The sequence below is a fragment of the Microbacterium sp. bgisy189 genome (assembly GCF_057707225.1).
The window spans coordinates 128,700-145,765 of sequence record NZ_JBYIPT010000009.1 but is presented as its reverse complement, the minus strand read 5'-3'; the positions used below and the strand labels follow the sequence as shown (position 1 = coordinate 145,765).

At 68.5% G+C, this 17,066-nt stretch carries 7 protein-coding genes and 1 pseudogene; 4 read left to right on the top strand and 4 right to left on the bottom strand.

The window, feature by feature from the left end; all coding sequences use genetic code 11:
- Nucleotides 1–9 precede the first annotated feature (9 nt).
- Complete coding sequence (gene rpsB, locus AC3ENX_RS12110; protein ID WP_434812129.1) at nucleotides 10–924, bottom strand: 30S ribosomal protein S2; 915 nt, start codon at nucleotides 922–924, stop codon at nucleotides 10–12.
- A 407-nt stretch (nucleotides 925–1,331) separates the two neighbouring features.
- Between rpsB and AC3ENX_RS12105 the strand changes: the two genes are divergently transcribed.
- Entirely contained in the window at nucleotides 1,332–1,733 is a 402-nt protein-coding gene (locus AC3ENX_RS12105) for a murein hydrolase activator EnvC family protein (RefSeq protein WP_434812128.1), read from the top strand.
- A gap of 12 nt (nucleotides 1,734–1,745) precedes the next feature.
- Here AC3ENX_RS12105 and AC3ENX_RS12100 read toward each other — a convergent pair whose 3' ends face one another.
- Both AC3ENX_RS12100 and AC3ENX_RS12095 read right to left on the bottom strand, forming a co-directional pair.
- A complete protein-coding gene (locus AC3ENX_RS12100) occupies nucleotides 1,746–2,645 on the bottom strand; it encodes a tyrosine recombinase XerC (RefSeq protein ID WP_434812127.1) in 900 nt (299 codons plus the stop codon).
- 48 nt (nucleotides 2,646–2,693) lie between these two features.
- Nucleotides 2,694–3,440, bottom strand: a pseudogene (locus tag AC3ENX_RS12095) (DNA-processing protein DprA); the annotation flags it as partial.
- Between the two features lie 147 nt (nucleotides 3,441–3,587).
- Here AC3ENX_RS12095 and AC3ENX_RS12090 point away from each other — a divergent pair.
- From AC3ENX_RS12090 to AC3ENX_RS12080, 3 genes are read left to right on the top strand one after another with little or no spacing between them, the layout of a single operon-like run.
- Complete coding sequence (locus tag AC3ENX_RS12090) at nucleotides 3,588–4,733, top strand: tyrosine-type recombinase/integrase (protein WP_205802283.1); 1,146 nt, start codon at nucleotides 3,588–3,590, stop codon at nucleotides 4,731–4,733.
- Nucleotides 4,714–5,064, top strand: a complete 351-nt coding sequence (locus tag AC3ENX_RS12085) for a helix-turn-helix domain-containing protein (RefSeq protein ID WP_131490954.1) — start codon at nucleotides 4,714–4,716, stop codon at nucleotides 5,062–5,064. Before AC3ENX_RS12090 ends, AC3ENX_RS12085 begins: the two co-directional genes overlap by 20 nt.
- Entirely contained in the window at nucleotides 5,057–7,672 is a 2,616-nt protein-coding gene (locus AC3ENX_RS12080) for a hypothetical protein (RefSeq protein ID WP_131490953.1), read from the top strand. Before AC3ENX_RS12085 ends, AC3ENX_RS12080 begins: the two co-directional genes overlap by 8 nt.
- A gap of 682 nt (nucleotides 7,673–8,354) precedes the next feature.
- Here AC3ENX_RS12080 and AC3ENX_RS12075 read toward each other — a convergent pair.
- Complete coding sequence (locus AC3ENX_RS12075; protein ID WP_434812126.1) at nucleotides 8,355–17,039, bottom strand: LPXTG cell wall anchor domain-containing protein; 8,685 nt, start codon at nucleotides 17,037–17,039, stop codon at nucleotides 8,355–8,357.
- Between the last annotated feature and the right edge of the window lie 27 nt (nucleotides 17,040–17,066).

The window sequence follows — 17,066 nt, the reverse complement described above, 5'->3', positions numbered from 1 at the left end:
AAAGGGTGATTACTGCGCGGCCTTCTCAGCCTCGGCTTCGGTGGCCTCGCCGGCGGGAGCGTCGGCAACGGCCTCGGTCGCCTCAGCGGCGGTCTCAGCACCGGCCTCGTCCGCTGCGGATTCCGTCGCGGCGGTCTCGACCTCTGCGACGTCCGCGGCCGGCGCGTCGCCGCCCTGCTCGAGCAGCTCGCGCTCCCAGTCGGCCAGCGGCTCGGCCGACTCGTCCGTCGGGTTGTGGCGCTGGATGAGTCCCTCGGCCGCAGCGTCCGCGATGATGCGCGTCAGCAGGCTGACCGAGCGGATCGCGTCGTCGTTGCCGGGGATCGGGAACTGGAACTCGTCGGGGTCGGCGTTCGTGTCGAGGATGCCGATGACGGGGATGCCGAGCTTGCGGGCCTCGTCGATGGCGAGGTGCTCGCGCTTGGCGTCGACGACCCAGATGGCCGACGGCGTCTTCTGCAGGTTGCGGATACCGCCGAGCGACTTGTGCAGCTTGTCGAGCTCACGCTTCTTGAGCAGGAGCTCCTTCTTCGTGAAGCCGCTCTCGGCCGGGTTCTCGAAGTCGAGCTCCTCGAGCTCCTTCATGCGGGCGAGGCGCTTGCTGACCGTCGAGAAGTTGGTGAGCAGACCGCCGAGCCAGCGCTGGTTCACGAACGGCTGGCCGACGCGGGTCGCCTGCTCGGCGATGACTTCCTGCGCCTGCTTCTTGGTGCCGACGAACAGCACGGTGCCACCGTGGGCGACCGTCTCCTTGACGTACTCGTAGGCGCGGTCGATGTACGACAGCGACTGCTGCAGGTCGATGATGTGGATGCCGGAGCGCTCCGTCAGAATGAAGCGCTTGACTTTCGGGTTCCAGCGGCGGGTCTGGTGCCCGAAGTGGACGCCGCTGTCGAGCAGCTGGCGAATGGTGACGACGGCCATGGCCGTTCTCCTGTTCTGGCGCACGATGACGCCGATTTCGGTTGTTCTCGCCGCGATTGCGGTGATCCTGGTGCCCGGCCCGCGCCCGCTCCCGCCACAGCGGGAGACCTCGGGAGCGGTGCCGCACGCGATCCGGGGATCGCCTGCTCTGGGCACGCGTAGTCACCCCGACGAGCGGGGTGCGTCTTCAGTGTATCAGCGCGCCGCCTCCTCCCCAGCCGCGGTCGAGTGCGGATTCTGCCCAGATCAGGGGTGCGCTCGAGTGCGATGCCGGCGTGTTCGCGACACTGATCGGCATGCGCAATCCTGTTCGCGTCACGCTCGTGGTTCTGTTTGTGTTCGCATTCGCCGGCGTCGTGCCCGCAACGGCAGCGGTTGGGCCGGTCGCGGCGGACAGCCCATCCCACATGTCCTGGGTCCGTCCGGTCGATGGCCGCGTCGTCGAGCCGTTCCGCGCTCCGGCTCATCGCTACGGACCGGGGCACCGCGGTGCCGACCTCGCGGCCGCAGTGGGAACGCCGGTTGTCGCACCGGCATCCGGCGTGGTCGCGTTCAGCGGGGCGGTTGCGGGCAGACCGCTGCTGACGATCGACCACGGGGACGGCTTCGTCACCACGCTGGAACCGGTGCTCAGTGACGTGCACGTCGGCACGCAGGTCGAACCGGGCATGCGCATCGCGACCGTCGCCACCGGCGGCCACTCAGCGGCAGGGACCGTCCATCTCGGCCTGCGACTGCACGGCGAGTACGTCGACCCGATGCGCATGTACGGTGCGAGCGTGCGCGCAGTCCTGCTGCCGTGTTGCTGAGGGGCCCCCGCCTCACGCGCGAGGATGTGCCAGCCGGTAGGCGGTCTGCAGCTTTTCAGCGCTCACGTGCGTGTAAATCTGCGTCGTCCCCAGGCTGGCGTGCCCGAGCAACTCCTGAACCGCGCGCAGATCGGCGCCGCCGTCGAGCAGGTGCGTGGCTGCGGAGTGGCGCAGCGTGTGCGGTCCGACCGCCGTTTCACCGAGCGCAGGTCCCAGGACGCGCGTGACGATGTCGTGCACGGCACGGGTGCCGAGCCGCCCGCCGCGCGAGCCGAGGAACAGCGCCCGGCCCGCCGCGCCCTCGTTGCGGAGGGCCGGGCGACCCCGAACGAGGTAGTGATCCAGTGCCGCGGCCGCAGGAGCCCCGAACGGCACGACGCGTTCCTTGCCGCCCTTCCCGAGCACGCGCGCCGTGCCGCGCGTCCGGTCGAGATCGTCGACGTCGAGTCCGACGAGCTCAGACACGCGGATCGCGGCACCGTAGAGCAGTTCGAGCACCGCTGCATCCCGCAGTGCGACCGGATCGCCGTCATCTGCCCGCACCCGGAGATGATCGAGCACGTTCGACATCGTCGCTGCGGTCGCGACCTTCGGCAGGGTGCGGCCGCGTTTGGGCGCCGACAGGCGCAGCGCGGGGTCGAGCGGGACGATCTCCTCCTCGACGCACCACGCGAAGAACCCGCGAACCGCAGCCGTCCGGCGCGCGAGCGTGCTTCGAGCGTCGCCACGCTGTGTCGCTCGCCAGAGCCAGTCGCGAAGATGTTCGAGGTCGACGCCGCCGACATCCAACGGTCCGACGTGATCGGCCAGGTCGCTCAGATCGCCTCGGTACGCACGCACGGTCGCGGGCGAGAGCCTGCGTACACGCGCAAGGTGCGCACAGTAGGCGTCGATCGCGTCCAGCAGCAGCATGCCACCAGCATGCCGCGCTCAGCCGACAGCCGACGCAGGCGCACCGCGTCAACGCGCGCCGCCGGAGCGCCGCCACCCTCCGACGTCGTCGCGCACGGCGGCGCCTGCCAGCTCGAGCAGTGCGAGCAGCCCGCCGCATTCGTCGGGGGCCATCCCACAACGGCGCGCGATCTCGTCCACGGTGCGAGCCGTACGTGAGGACAGCGCGTCGAGCACACGTGTGCTGTCGTCAGTGCGTCCGCCGCCGTGATCGGGCTGCCCTGCGTCGAATCCGAGCAGTTCGCGAACGTCGTCGAGCCCGGTCACACACGTCGCGTCGTATTCGCGCAGCAGCCGATGGCAACCCGCCGACCCAGCGCTCGTGACCGGTCCCGGAACCGCACCGAGCGGTCTGCCGAGCGTCGCAGCGTGGCCTGCGGTATTGAGCGAACCGCTGCGCCGGCCCGCTTCGACGACGATCGTCACATCGGACAGCGCGGCAATCACCCTGTTGCGCGACAGGAAGCGCCACTTGCTCGGCGACGTGCCGCACGGCGCTTCGGACACGACCGCGCCGTGTTCTGCGATCCGGTCGATCAGGGTGGTGTTGCCGACCGGGTAGGAGCGATCTGCTCCGCCCGCGAGTACCGCCAGCGTCGTCCCTCCGGCAGCGAGCGCAGCCCGGTGTGCGGAGGCGTCGATGCCGTACGCGGCGCCCGAGATGACCGCGACACCGGCCTCGGCCAGTCCAGATGCGAGTTCTCCCGCCACGTGCTCGCCGTATTCCGACGCGGCGCGGGCACCGACGATGGCAACAAGCGCGCCCTATTGCGTCTGATGCAGATTCCTGCAGGCTCTAGGTGACCTTGATCGTACTGCGAACATCGTTGGTGCCGCTTCCTGACTGGGTACGATTTGCTTTCAATTCGATTCTTCGCGTTTAATGCATGTTGTATGCGTTTGATGGGAGCGATCCGGGTGGTTTCAGGGCTGGTGGCGCATGGCGTGGCGGGGTTGTATCTGGCCTCGGGTATCTCGTTCCTGCGTGCCGAGGAGACTGTGTTCGAGGCGATGGTGACGGGCTGGCGGGCGCAACTGATGGGCGGGCGCGGGCTGCGCGAAGACTATGTGGCCGGAACGGTGCGCGCGGTGCGGCAGTTCCATGCGCACGCAGGCTCGTGGCCGTGGTTGTGGTCGGCGGGCTTGTTCGACGAGTGGATGCTGGATCTGGTGACGGTACGGCACTTGGCGCCGTCGACGATCCGCGGCTATCAGCAGGCTGTACGACAGTTCTGCGAGTATTTGATATCGGAGCACTACGGGTGGGCGGCGGAGTGTGAACTGCGGTTCGGGACGCACCCGGTGCAGGTCTGTCACGACTGGAACACGACCCGGCATCTGCAGAACTACGAAGGCCGGCCGGGGCGGCGACCGTTGACCCGGTCCGAGTTGCAGGCGTTGTTTGACCGTGCCGACTCGGAGGTCGATCGGTGCCTCGAGAGTGGCCGCAAGGGTGCACTTCCGGCGTATCGGGATGCGGTGCTGCTGCGGGTGATGTACGCGTGGGGGTTGCGGGCGAACGAGGCGGTCCATCTGGATGTGACCGACTTCTACCGCAACGCGCACGCGCCAGAGTTCGGCGAGTTCGGGATGCTGCACGTCCGTTATGGAAAAGCGTCCAAGGGTGGCCCGCCCAAGCGTCGCTCGGTGGTCACGTTGCGGGACTGGGCGGTGGAGGCGGTGCAGGACTATCTGGATAACGTCTGGCCACTTATGCGGCCGGATGGTGAGCGGGCGATGTGGTTTTCGGAGCGCGGCACCAGGCTGCGCACGCGGGAACTATCGGACCGGTTCGCCGCCTATCGGGAAGATCTCGGGTTCGACCGGGTGCTGTCTCCGCACGCTTTGCGCCATAGCTATGTAACGCATCTGATCGAGGAGGGGGTTGATCCGGTGTTCGTGCAGCGGCAGGTCGGGCATCAGCACCAGTCAACGACGTCGATCTACACCGGGGTCAGTGGCGACTTCGCGAACAAGATGATGCGGGACGCGTTGGGGCGGCTGCGGCCGCAGGAGGAAGGAGGGGCCGATGAAGGTGATCGGGTATGAGTGGCGGTTGCGTGAGGTGATGGCGGCGTCGGGGATCTTCGCGACGTCGAAGCTGGTGCCGTTGCTGCGCGAGCGTGGGATCGAATTGTCGGCGAGTCAGATCTACCGGTTAGCGACGGACAAGCCGGAACGGCTGAATATGCACGTGCTGGTCGCGTTGATGGACATCTTCGAGTGCAGCGCGGACGAGCTGGTCCGCAAGGTCGACCTGGGGGCATCCGCGGCGGCGACCGGCACCGACGGTGAGGACCAGCCCGCGCGCGGCGCGGCGATGCTGCGCGCGAAGGGCCTGCGCCCACCGCGGGCGCGCGTGCTCCCCAAGGATGGGTGACGAGGTCCGCGACGCCCTGGTCGCAGCGATCACGGAGGTCGAGAAGACGGTTGCTCGGAAGGTGATCGCGGGAGTCGTGGACCGCACGGTCCTCCAGGAACCCGCAGGGCGGCGTCTGCTTGCACAGTTGACCGAGGATCCGGGGATGCTGCTCTCGGGGTCGACGCGGATCCCGCGGCTGCTGGATCGCATCCTGCTCGACCTCGCCGCCGCCGGCGCGAGAACCGTTCGCCCGCCGGGCTGCGCACACTGCGGTCGTGTCGTGCTGCTGAGTCGTCGGGACGGCTTGGACCGGATCTGCGAGGCCTGCGGGCGGGCACGCCTGGCGGTGCTGATCGACTGCGTCGAATGTGAGCGGAATGGGCAGTTGCGGCACGCGCAGGTAGGCGACCGGGCGTACTGCCGCTCTTGTTGGCGTGCGCTGAAGGGTGTTGCCGACGAGCGCCTGGATCGGTTCGTGGCCGAACAGATTCCCGGCGGGACTCTCAGCATGATGCTGAGCGCGACCGAGGGATGGAAAGCGGATCGCAGGTTGCGACTCGCGCTGGAATGCGAGTTGTTCGGCGTCAACTGGATCGCCGACCCGCCCGCGGCGTCGGTCTTGTTCGCAACGTTCTACGAGCGGCTGCGTGGTCTCGGCGCCCGGGTGCGAGCCCTGGCCTGCGGGCACTGCGGCCGGATCGGAAGGCTCCCGGACCGACTCAACGGGCGGATGTGCTGCCGCGCCTGCTACAAGGCCGGGCATATGGCGGTCTGCGACGGATGCGGGGACACGGCCCATTTGGAGCTCCGGCGTCCCAACGGGGACCGATTCTGCCAGAGCTGCACGAACCGGCTGCCCGAATCCTCCGCGGAGTGCATCGGCTGCGGGATTCACCGGCTGATCGCGGTGCGTACTCCGGACGGGCCGATGTGTTCCGGATGCCGGACAGCGCCCGGCGCCGATGTCTGCACGGTCTGCGGCACCTCGGGTCGATGCAGGTTCCCCGGCACATCGAAGGCGATCTGCGTGGGCTGCTACGCGGCCGCGCGCGTCGATGTCTGCCACCGTTGCGGTCGGGAACGGGAATGTCGCTTCGCGAGCACGGCGAAGGCGATCTGCACGCCCTGCGCGCTCCAGCGCAAACCGTGCTCAGTCTGCGCACGGGTGGTGCTCCCGATTCGGCACACCCCGGACGGGGAGCCGCTTTGCTGGTCCTGCGCCCCGCACATTGTGGAGGCGTGCATCGGCTGCGGCCGCGACGCGCGGGTGAGCGCGCGCACCGACAAGGGTCCGCTCTGCCAGCGTTGCGCCCGGACCAGCCCGTTGATGTTCCGGGACTGCCGTCGCTGCGGGGCGCACGGTCGGCTGCATCGCCGCCGTTGGTGTGATCGTTGCTACGCCGACGACAAGATCCGCGAGTTGCTATCGGACGATGTCGTGGCGGCCAATCCGATGCTCGGGCCACTACGCGACCGGTTCCTGGCCGCGGACGAGCGACGTACCCTGGACGCCTTCCGCCGCAACACGACGGTCGCGATCCTGCGGGAGGCCCTCTCCGGTGGGGAGCTGCTGAGTCACGCGCTGCTGGATCGGCTGGGCAGTCCAGGGTCGACGGCCCCTGTTCGGGCGTTGCTGGCCGAGCATGGACTGATCCCTGCGCGAGACGAGCAGCTGGTCCGGTTCGACACCTGGTGCCAGGTTCGATCGGCGCAGATCGTCAACCCAGATCATCGCCGCCTGTTCGACCGGTACGTCCGCTGGCGTCATCTGCGGCAGTTGCGCGACCAGACCGATCAGGTCACGCCATCGCAGTCGAACGGACGCAGGCAGGAACTGCTACGAGTCCTCGACCTCATGAGCTGGCTCACCGGCCGCTCAGAGTCGTTGGCCGTTCTCGATCAGCCGCGACTGGATCTCTGGCTCCTAGACGGACCACCACTTCGCCGGCGCGTCGCGGCGTTCCTTGAGTGGGCGGCCCGTAGCGGCACCTGCCCGCGCCTGCACGTCCCTCCCCTGGGCCGCACCTCGAACACACCCACCGGCGCCAGCGTCGACGAGCGCTGGGAGCTGCTCGGCGGAGTGCTCACCGCTCGCGGTGACGATCCCCGGACCCGGCTCGCGGGCGCGCTGCTGCTCCTGTTCGGAATCCCGGTGGCCCGACTGCACCTACTGCGCGTGACGGACATCACCGCAGCAGACCCGGTGATGATCCGGCTCGGGCCGGATCCGTTGGAGCTGCCCGAGGCGATCGGACAACTCGCGATCGCTGCCCGCGCGCACCGCGACGCGCCGCGCCTGCTCACCGACGCCGGCGAATCCGACTGGCTGTTTCCCGGACAGCATCACGGCGCACCACTCTCCCGCGACTCCCTCACCGACCGGCTGGCAAAGTTCGGCATCCGTGCCCGTCATACCCGCGCCGGCGCCCTGGCCTCCCTCGCCCAGGAGTTGCCCGCCCCCGTGATCGCGCGCCTCACCGGCCTGCACATCACGGCCGCGACCCGGTGGGCGGAGGCCGTGGTGGCGAGCAACGCCCGCTACAGCGCACTCACTGATCGACACAATCCAGAACCGCGGGTGAACCACTCCGCAATGTCCACGGCCTGCTCGATCATGGGTCCGTGACCGATCTCGACGCGCTCGTCTCGCCCCACGAACCGGCGAGGGACACACTGTCTTCGCAGGCCAGGTAGCGCTCTCGCCGGTCTCCGTCGTCGGCCCCCTCGCGGTCGAGACGCTCGCACACGCCCCGGCCTCATCGAACGCAGCACCGACCCGCTACGGGGCCCGTGGCACCCGGAGAGGCCCGTCCTCTGCGGAAGCGATGTCGTCGGCACCGTCTGTGATCGTGATGACCACCGTTTCGCCCCATCGATCGGCATCTCGCTAGACGGATTCTCCAAGGACTACGACGACCCGGATCTGGCCGGCGCGCGGTCGTGCACGATCCAGCAGCAAGGGCCATAGCAGCCGCTGGTGGCGGGATCAGTGAGCTGCTTACAAAACACGCCACTTCTGGCGCTTGACGCTCAGGTCGACTCTCACGCCAGTTGGGCCACCGCGACACGACTGACTGGACTGTCATCGACAGACGTGCTCACTGCGAGAGGGCATTTTGTCTCACGAGAGTTGCTTTTCGATCTGCGACATCGCGGAAACGATGCGTGCGCGATTCTGTGTCAGGACGCTTCTGGACGGGATGCGGATCCCGCCTGCACCGCTGGCCTGTTGCCTCTTTGACTTCTTTACGGCCGAACCCCGCCGCTACAGCGGCAACGGCGGGGTTCGGGTCAGACGGCGGCTCGGATCAAACCAGGACCTCGCGGCGGCGACGGATCACGATCATCCACAGGCCGAGCGCCATCAGCAGCAGCGCGAGAGCACCGAGCGGCAGCCACACGGGCGAGCTGCCGGTGTTGGCCAGCGGATCGGCCGCGACCTCGACAGACGCCGTCGCGTTGAGCACGGCGTCCCCGGTCTGCGCTGTCGGGGTCGCCACCGTCACGACGTTCGCGACAGCTGGGTGCGCACCGCGACCGATCGCCACGTCGATCACGATCGTGATCGAGGCCCCGACCGCGAGTCCGTCGGCCAGTGTGCACACGACCGAACCAGACTCCGTGACGCATTCCACCCTTGCATCTGTCGACGACGACGACTGAGCGGTCAGCCCGCGCGGCATCGTGTCGGTCACCGTGATCGGGCCAGGATCGGCCGTCGGCCCGTCGTTGCGCAACGAGATCGTGAACGACCCAGTGCCGCCTTCCTGCCACGCACCCGCACGGGCGGTCTTGTCGACAACCAGGGTTGACAGACCCGGCACGACGATCTCGTCGTCATCGGTCACCGGCACATCGGGGTCGATCGGCGGCTGGGTGGCGCTGGCCTCAACGATGTTCGTCACGCCCGGGTAGGCCTCGGGAAGCACGAGCACAGTCACCTCGAGCGAGGGAGCCGCGCCGCCCGGCTCGATCGCGCTTGCGAGCGAGTACTCGACCACCGTGCCGGTCGCGGCATCACCGGTGACCGAGACCTCGTTCCAGTCCGTCCCTTCAAACCCAACGTACTCGAGCCCCGCGGGCAGCGTTTCGGTGACGGTCACGCCTGTTGCGGTCGACGGCCCCGCCGACGACACGGCGATCTCGAACGCGAGCTCGCCTCCCACGACGACGGATGCGGCGTCGTGCGTCTTGACGACGCTCAGCGCCACGCGCTGCACGACGTCGACAGTGGCGTCGTCGGTGTTCGGGTTCGGGTCAGGGTCCGGCTCGGTCGTTTGAGACGACACGACGGCGGTGTTGGTGTGCACACCCTCGGCGACGGCCGGGTCGACGTCGATCAGCAGCGTGATCGCCGGCGCCGTTACTCCCGCCGCCAGGCGTGCGACATCCAGCTCGCACACCACCTCACCCTCGACTGTGGCAGATGCCTCGCACACCCACTCCGACGCGGCGACCGAAGCAAAGGTGAAGCCCAACGGCAGCTGGTCGGTCACGACGATCGGGCCGACAGCATCCGACGGGCCGTGATTGTGCACCTCGAGCAGGTAGCGCACCTGGTCGCCGGCGATGACCTCGGTGACCGGGTTGCCGTCGGCGTCGACCGCCGTCTTGACGATGCCCAGGTCGGCACGGGCGTCGACGGTGATCTCGGCCGGGTCGTCTTGGCTGTGCGCACCGCGGCTGTCGGTCCACGTCAGCTCAGCGACGTTCTCGAGTACCGAACCCTGCAGCGTGGCGGCGTCAACGAGCGCGGTGACGGCTATCGTCGTTTCTCCGACGGGATGCCCGTCGAACTCGCAGACGGCGGTGTCGACGTCGCAGGCCCAGCCTGTTCCCGACATCGCGGTCACACTCAGCCCCGCGGGCACGACATCTGCGATGCGGGCGTCGGCGACAGAGGGGCCTGCGTTGTCGATCGTGATCTGGTACTGCACTTCGGTGCCGGCCACCCACGGGCCCGCCTCGACGTCCTTCACGATCGTCATGTCGGCCTGCGTGATGATGTCGGTCGGGTCGGCCGCGCGATCGTTGTCGGGGTTCGGATCTTCGGGCCCGTCGACGGTGGCGACGTTCTCGAGCCCCAACTGTGCGGGCATGACGTCGGCGAGATCGACGGTGAAGACGATCATGATCTGCTCCCCTACGCCTAGCGTCGTCGAGGCGTCGCCCACCGACCAGGTCAGCTGTGCGCCCGCCTCGGCGGGCTCGACCGCGGTGGCGGCTCCGCCGGCCACGGCGACGGTCGCCGAATCGGCCGCGTAGCTCATGCCCGCGGGTAGGGTGTCGACGATCTCGATGGGTCCCGACGACACGCTGGGCCCCTCGTTGGTGACGACGAGCGTGTACTCGAGCGTCGCCCCGGCGATCGCCTCACCCGTATGCGACTTCTCGATCGCCAGGTCGGCAACACGTGTCGATCCGGTGTCGTCGACGTCCTCGGGCTCGTTCACCCCGTTGGTCGCCGAGGCCACCGCGGTGTTGACGATGTCGCCCTCGAGGGCCGCATCGCTGTCGAACGTCACGATGAGGGATGCCGTGGCCCCTGCGATCAGATCGGCCCCAAGTCCGAATACCTGATCTCCTGTGGCCGGCCCGTCGGTGCGCGCCCAGGACGCCCCCGACAAGCCTTCGTGCGACGCATACGTCAGCCCGTCGGGTGCCTCGTCGCGCACCTGCACACCCCGCGCGTCGGCGGGACCATCGTTCGTCACGGCGATGCGGTAAGACACGGGATCGCCGGCCTCGAAAGGCGGCACCGGGTCGAGCGACGCCGCATCCACCCACGCGCCGCCCGAGAACACCACGCGGGTCTTGGCGACCGCGAGCGTCGCCTCCGAGCCCGGAGTGACCTCGACCGTCGAGACGTTGTTGTCGGGGTCTGGGTCGGTCGTCGAACCGGGCGCGATCTCAGCCGTGTTGACCAGTTCGTCACCCTCGCCAAAGCCGGAGTCGATCGTGCCTGTGACGAGGATCGTCGGCGCGGCGCCCACCGGCATCGCGTCGGCGGCGTAAGTGAGGACGATCTCATCGCCCGCCTGGGCGGGGAAGCCGTTCTCGGCGGTCGCCGTCCACGGCGACGACGGGGTGACCGTGACGTCCGTCACCCCCGCGGGCACTGTGTCTGTGATCGTGATGCGGTCGCCCTCTGGGCTCAGCGACACGGAGTCACCATTGTTGGTCGGCGCGATCTGCCAGGTGATCGGTGCACCGGCAAGCACGTCAGCGGTCGTGACCGTCTTGACGACGCTCAGGTCGGCCTCAGCCTCGATCGGCAGCACGTCGGTCGAGCTGTTGTTCGTCGGCACCGGGTCGGACGTGCGCCCCTCCACCTCGGCGGTGTTCGAGACTGCGTCGGCGGCCAGCGCCGCGACATCCACATCGGCATCGACCTCGATCGACACGACGATCTCGGCGAACGACGCGCCCGCATCGAGCGACTCGGTCTCGTCGGTGCGCAGGCACTCGAGAGTCGTCGTGCCGTCGCCGGCGCGCACGGGCACCGTGCAGCTCCATCCCTCGCCCGCGGCGCCGGTCACGGCGATGCCCTCGGGCAGCGGCGCGGTCTCGTCGGTGACGACGATGGGGCCCGCCGCGGTGTCGGGGCCGTTGTTGGTGACCTCGATGCTCCAGCCCTCGACCTCACCCGAACCCGCGACCACGCGGTCTGCGGCGGTCTTGTCGACCGCGAGGTCGGCGGAGCGCAGGTAGGCGTCGGCGTCGGCGTCGGGGCCGGCGTATGGTCCTTCGGCGTTGCCCTCGGCACCCGTCGGGTCGGTCGCAGCGACCGCCACCGTGTTGGTGTGCGGTACGGCCGTCCCATCCGGAAGGGTCACGCCCGCGTCGGTCAGCGCGTCCTCGAGCGGCGTCGCGGTGAAACGGATCTCGATGACGCCGTCCACCGGCAGCACCTCGGCGCCGGACTCAGAACCGAACGTCCACTGCAGGCTCTGGCCGGTCGCGGGCGCACCGGTCACAGTGGGCGCGAGCGACCCGGTGACGGCCACCCCGTCGACCGTGATCGCCGACGTCGCAGTGTACTGCCAGTTGAGGGGAAGCTCATCGGTCAGCGTGACCGTCTGCGCGGCGGCGTTCCCGGTGTTCGTGGCGGTGAGCACCCAGCCGAATGCGTCGCCCTCGTAGGCTGTGTCGCCGTCGGCGACCGCCTTCGCGGCTTCGACGAACGGAAAGAGGGGCTCCACCGACGCGGTGTCGCTCTCACCAGGGCCGTACTCGCGGCCCCCCTCGTCGAACGACTCCCACGACGTCGGCGTGACGGTGTTGACCAGCGCGTCCGTGTCGATGGCGGTGGATGCTGCCAGCGTCGCGTCGTACGTCAACTCGATCTCTACCGGGGTCGCGCTCGATCCCTGCTCATGCAGGGGTCCGTCGAGGGCCTCGGCGTCCGCCGTGCCCGCCATCCAGGTGATCGTGCCGCCCCCGTTCGCGCCGGCGCCGGTGAGCACACCGCCGTCGCTGATCGTGGCGGCGTCGACGACGATGCCCTCGGGCACAACGTCGGTGATCACGAGGTTGTATGCGGGGGTGTTGCCGGTGTTGGTCACGACCAGGCGATAGGTGAACTCGTCGCCGGGCACGACATCGATCGCCGCCGCGTCGTCGACGGTCTTCGCGACCTCGACGACGGGGTCGAGAATCGTCACCGTCGCGGTGTCGGTGACGCCCTGCGGATCGCCGCCACCCGACTGCGTCGTCCACGCGAAGGTCGCCGTGTTGGGCAGTGCGGTCACGTCATCCGGGGTTGCATCCGAGAGCAGCACGTCGTAGGTGAGGGTGAGTGTGCGGGTTTCGGGGTCGCTGGCGATGTCGCCGTCGTACGCCCACGACCACGTGCGAGAGCCCGCGTCGTAACTGCGCGCCCACTCGCCGGTGATCGTGTCGGTGGCGCTCGTCTCATCGGGACCCGAGACGCTGGCCTCGACGAGAGCGGCGCCCTCGGGCAACACGTCGCGAATCACGGGATCGTAGTAGTTGATGTTCGGCTGCAGGGTGACCTCGACCGAATACTCGGCGGTCTCGCCGATCGGGGCCGTGGCGCTCTCGCCGTAGGCCCCGGCACCCACGAGCACACCCTTGACGATGCCGGCGGTGGTGGCCGTGATGACTTGCTCATCGGTGTCGACGCGGTCGCCGCGGCGGGCTGTCGTGTCGTCGCCGTCGAGCGTCGCGGGCAGCGTGTAGCCGGTCACGTCGGCGACGTTCTCGTAGCTCTGGCCGCCGCCCGTGTCGGGGTCGATCGAGGCCTCGTAGATCAGCGTCGCGGTGGCCGGCACCTCGGCGATCTGCCACGTGATGGTACCGCCGCCCGTCGCCGGGTCCACACCTGTCAGAACACCGCCTCCCGAGATGGTGGCAGCATCCACGATCAGGCCCTCGGGAACGGTGTCGATCACCTCGACGTCGTAGGCCTTGACCCGGTTGGTGTTCGTGACCCGCAGCTCGTACTCGACAGGGCTGCCGATCGAGACGTCGCTTGCGGGGTCGGCGGACTTGTTGATCTGCAGGTTCGGCTCGCGATACTGCACCGTGGCGCTGTCCGAGCCGTCCCAGGAATCGCTCTCGAAGGTCGCCGTGTTGAACAGCGTCGCATTGTTGGCGATGTTGGGGTTTCGTAACGGGTTGCTCGCGTCGCGGTCGGTCACCCACAACGTCAGGTCAATCGAGAAGACCTGGTCGGCGTCGGTGTTGTTGGTGTAGAGGTCGGGGAAGGACAAGGCGCCGGTGGCCGCGTCGAAGACGAAGTCGTCCCAGTCGTCGTCGGCGACGCCGGCGGGCTTGGCCGTCGTCGACCCCACGAGGGTCGTGCCGGCCACCGTCCCGGTCGCGCTCCCGATGTGCAGCACGCCCCCATCGCTCAGCACGCCGTTCTCGACAGACGTGTGCGCGGGGATCGTGACGGAGTACCGGAACGTGGCCCGCTCGCCTTGCACGATCACCGCGTTGGTGTTCAGGGTGTCGATGTCGCTTGTGAGCGCGCCGATCTCGGTCGTCACGAGCTGCTTGTCGATGGATGCTGCAGGCAGGTGCACATCGCTCGTGTCGCGCGTGCCCTCGCCCGGCGCGTTGCTCTCTGCGGTCGAGAGCGAGCCGTCGGGACGGATCGAGGTTTGCCCGCCGCCGTTCGCGCCGACCGCGTAGGCGATGATCGACGCGGTGTTGACGTGGTCGGTGTCGATCAGCAGGCCGACAGGGATCGTCAGGTCGTAGGTGAGCGTCCTGACCTCGTTGGCTGCGGCGCCGACGCCCTGCCATACGACGAGCGCGGGCTGGTCGTCGGGCGCATCGTCCGGGTAGCCGGGATCACCCGACAGAAGCAGCTCGCCATCGTCGGAGGCGTCGACGTCGAGCTCGGAGATGACAGCGGAATCGACGTTGATCAGCTGCTGGATCGCGTCGGGCAGGCGGTCCCACACCACGACATCCGACACCGCGTAGGTGGCGCCGACCAGCGTCGGGTCGGTCACCGAGGTCGGTCCGCCCGAGAGGTCGATCCGATAGCCAACACGGTCTCCCTGCGCCACCTGAACACTGTCGCAGTCGGGCAGGGTGCCATCACATCCAGCGGCACCGTCGACGGTGTCGCCATTGACGCCCGCGATGCCCTTGCTCAGCTGCAGGCCTGCTTGCACCTCGATGTCGGCCTGCGTGCGGGCGAACGTGATGACGGCGTCGACGTTCTCCTGCTGGAACTTCATCAGGTTCTCGTGCTTGTCGAGCGACAGCGGATCGACGGAGAACTGCTCGACGGTTCCCGCGATGTGCACGATCAGGATCGAACCGCGGCGCACGAAGCGGTCGCCGTCGATCACGTCGCTGGCGGGTTCGATCACGACCCGGTCGCCGTCGACCTGCCACTGGTCGGGATCGAGTGTTGTGGTGCCATCGCCGGGCACCACAACACTTGCACGTATGTCGGCGGGGTCGACGAAGACGCCTGCGGGCAGCACATCGGTGATGATGGGGTTTCGTGAATCGGCGTCGGCCGAGAAGTTCACGCGCAGTTCGTAGCACACGGTGTCGCCCTGCACGAAGCCGCCCGCGAGCGTGTCGGAGTAGAGGGCCTGATCAACGGCGCAGACGTCGTCGCCCGACGCGAGGGGCACGTCGGAGGGCAGCACGCGCTTCGAAATCGAGTCGGGGCGCGACGTGAGCACAGCCTCGGAGTCATCGGCGACCGACTCGGTGCCGGGACCGGTGACCTCAGCGACTGCCGGGGTCGGGTCGGTCGCACCCGTCATAATGACGGAGTTGACCACCGCGTCGGTCGATGAGGTGTTGCCTGAGCCGTCCTTGGTGTAGCTCGTGCGCATGCGCGCGGTGTACTGCACCTGGGCGTCGTTCCCCGCGGGGATCGTGTCGATCGTGAATCCGGCATAGAAGAGCCCGCTGTCGGCGTCAAACGCGATCCACTGCAGCCCGGCGACACTCGGCGCGGCGGGGACGAGCTCGCACGTCGCGGGGAACTCCGAGACGGGAGCGCCGGTGAAAGTCTCGACGCCGCCGCCCAGGGTCGGCACCTCGATGGTGCCGGTGCGCACGTCGGTGCCCGTGGGCACTATTGGGCAGAGCCCGTCCCCCAGGCGGTCGATCAGTTCGATCTGTGAGGCGTCCGTGTACTCGCTGGCTGCGATATCCAGCGTGTAGGTCACTTCTTCGCCGGCGGCGAACGTCTCGCGGTTGGCGGATTTGAGCACCCGCACATCCATCGCGAAGACAGTCTCGTCATCGGCGTCGGTCGCGGTGCGGTCGGCGCCCGTGCGCACGACTCCCTGGTACTGCCCGGTGGCGGTGGCAACGTTGGTTAGGGTGTTGCCGTCGGTGGCGGGGGTGCCCTCGTCGGAGTGACGAGTCGACGCCCCGGTGTTGTTGTCGAGGTTCGGTGCCTGCTCGAGCGACTCGGGGCTCGGCGCGGTGCCGTCGAAGAGCGCGTTCTCATACAGGGGGATGCCGGCGAGGTAGGGGATCTGCGCGATCTCGCCGGGCTCCAGGTCGAGCACCCACGTGACAGCCGTGTAGACGGCACCCTCGACGAGGCCGCGTTCGGCGGCGAGGGCCGCGTCGGCGACAATCGTGTCGATCGTCTGCGGCGTGCGGTAACCGGCCGGTGCCGCGTGACTGATGGGGCCCGCACCCGGGTACTCCTCGTTGGCGGAGTAGTCGGCCTGCCCGTTTCCGAGGAACTCGAGTCCAGCGGGCAGGTAGTCGGTGACAGTGACGTCGTTCGTCGAACCCTGCGTGGTGTTCTCGACCTGGATCGTGTAGGTCGTGGCGAAGTCGTGCACGCCGCGCAATAGCTCAGCCTCGGGGCTTGGCTCGGTCTTCGTCACCCGCAGCGACGTGATCTCGGTGGTGGGCGTGCGCACGGGGCTCGAATGCGTCACTGCTTCGGATGCGGTCGGGTCGTTCGCCGAGCTCCCGGCGAACCAGGGCAGCAGACGCGGGTCGGTGCTGGTGTAGGCGGTGACGGAGATGTCAAAGTCCGACCCCACAGGGTGCAAAGCCTCATCGTTGGTCGTCGCTGAACCGGAATCATCGAACACCGGCTGTGCGACTGTGAGTCCTACCTCGGCCGAGAAAGCCGCGCCCGCGGGCAGGTCGACGATGTCCTCCCACACGTAGCGTGTGACGCCCGCCGGGATCGTGGAATCGTCGGCGCTCGTGTAGGCGACGGGTGTCACTCCGAGTATCGCGCCGCCGTCGGCGAGACTCACGCCAGCCGGCACCGTCGCCGCGACCGCCATGTTGAACCACGCCTCGCCCGTCGGGTTCGAAACGGCGAGGCGCAGGCTGCCTTGCTCACCGGCGAGCGTGGGGGTGTCTGTAAAGGCCTCGAGCGCGACGATCTGCGCGGCGCGGGCAGGCAACGCGATAACGAACGCCGACAGGAGCGACGCGACGAGTGCGACGACGACCATCGCGGCGACATGCGCGCGCGGGTAACGGATGACGGGCTGAGAAACGGCGTGCGACAAGACGAGATCCCCCTGGGGTGGGCATAG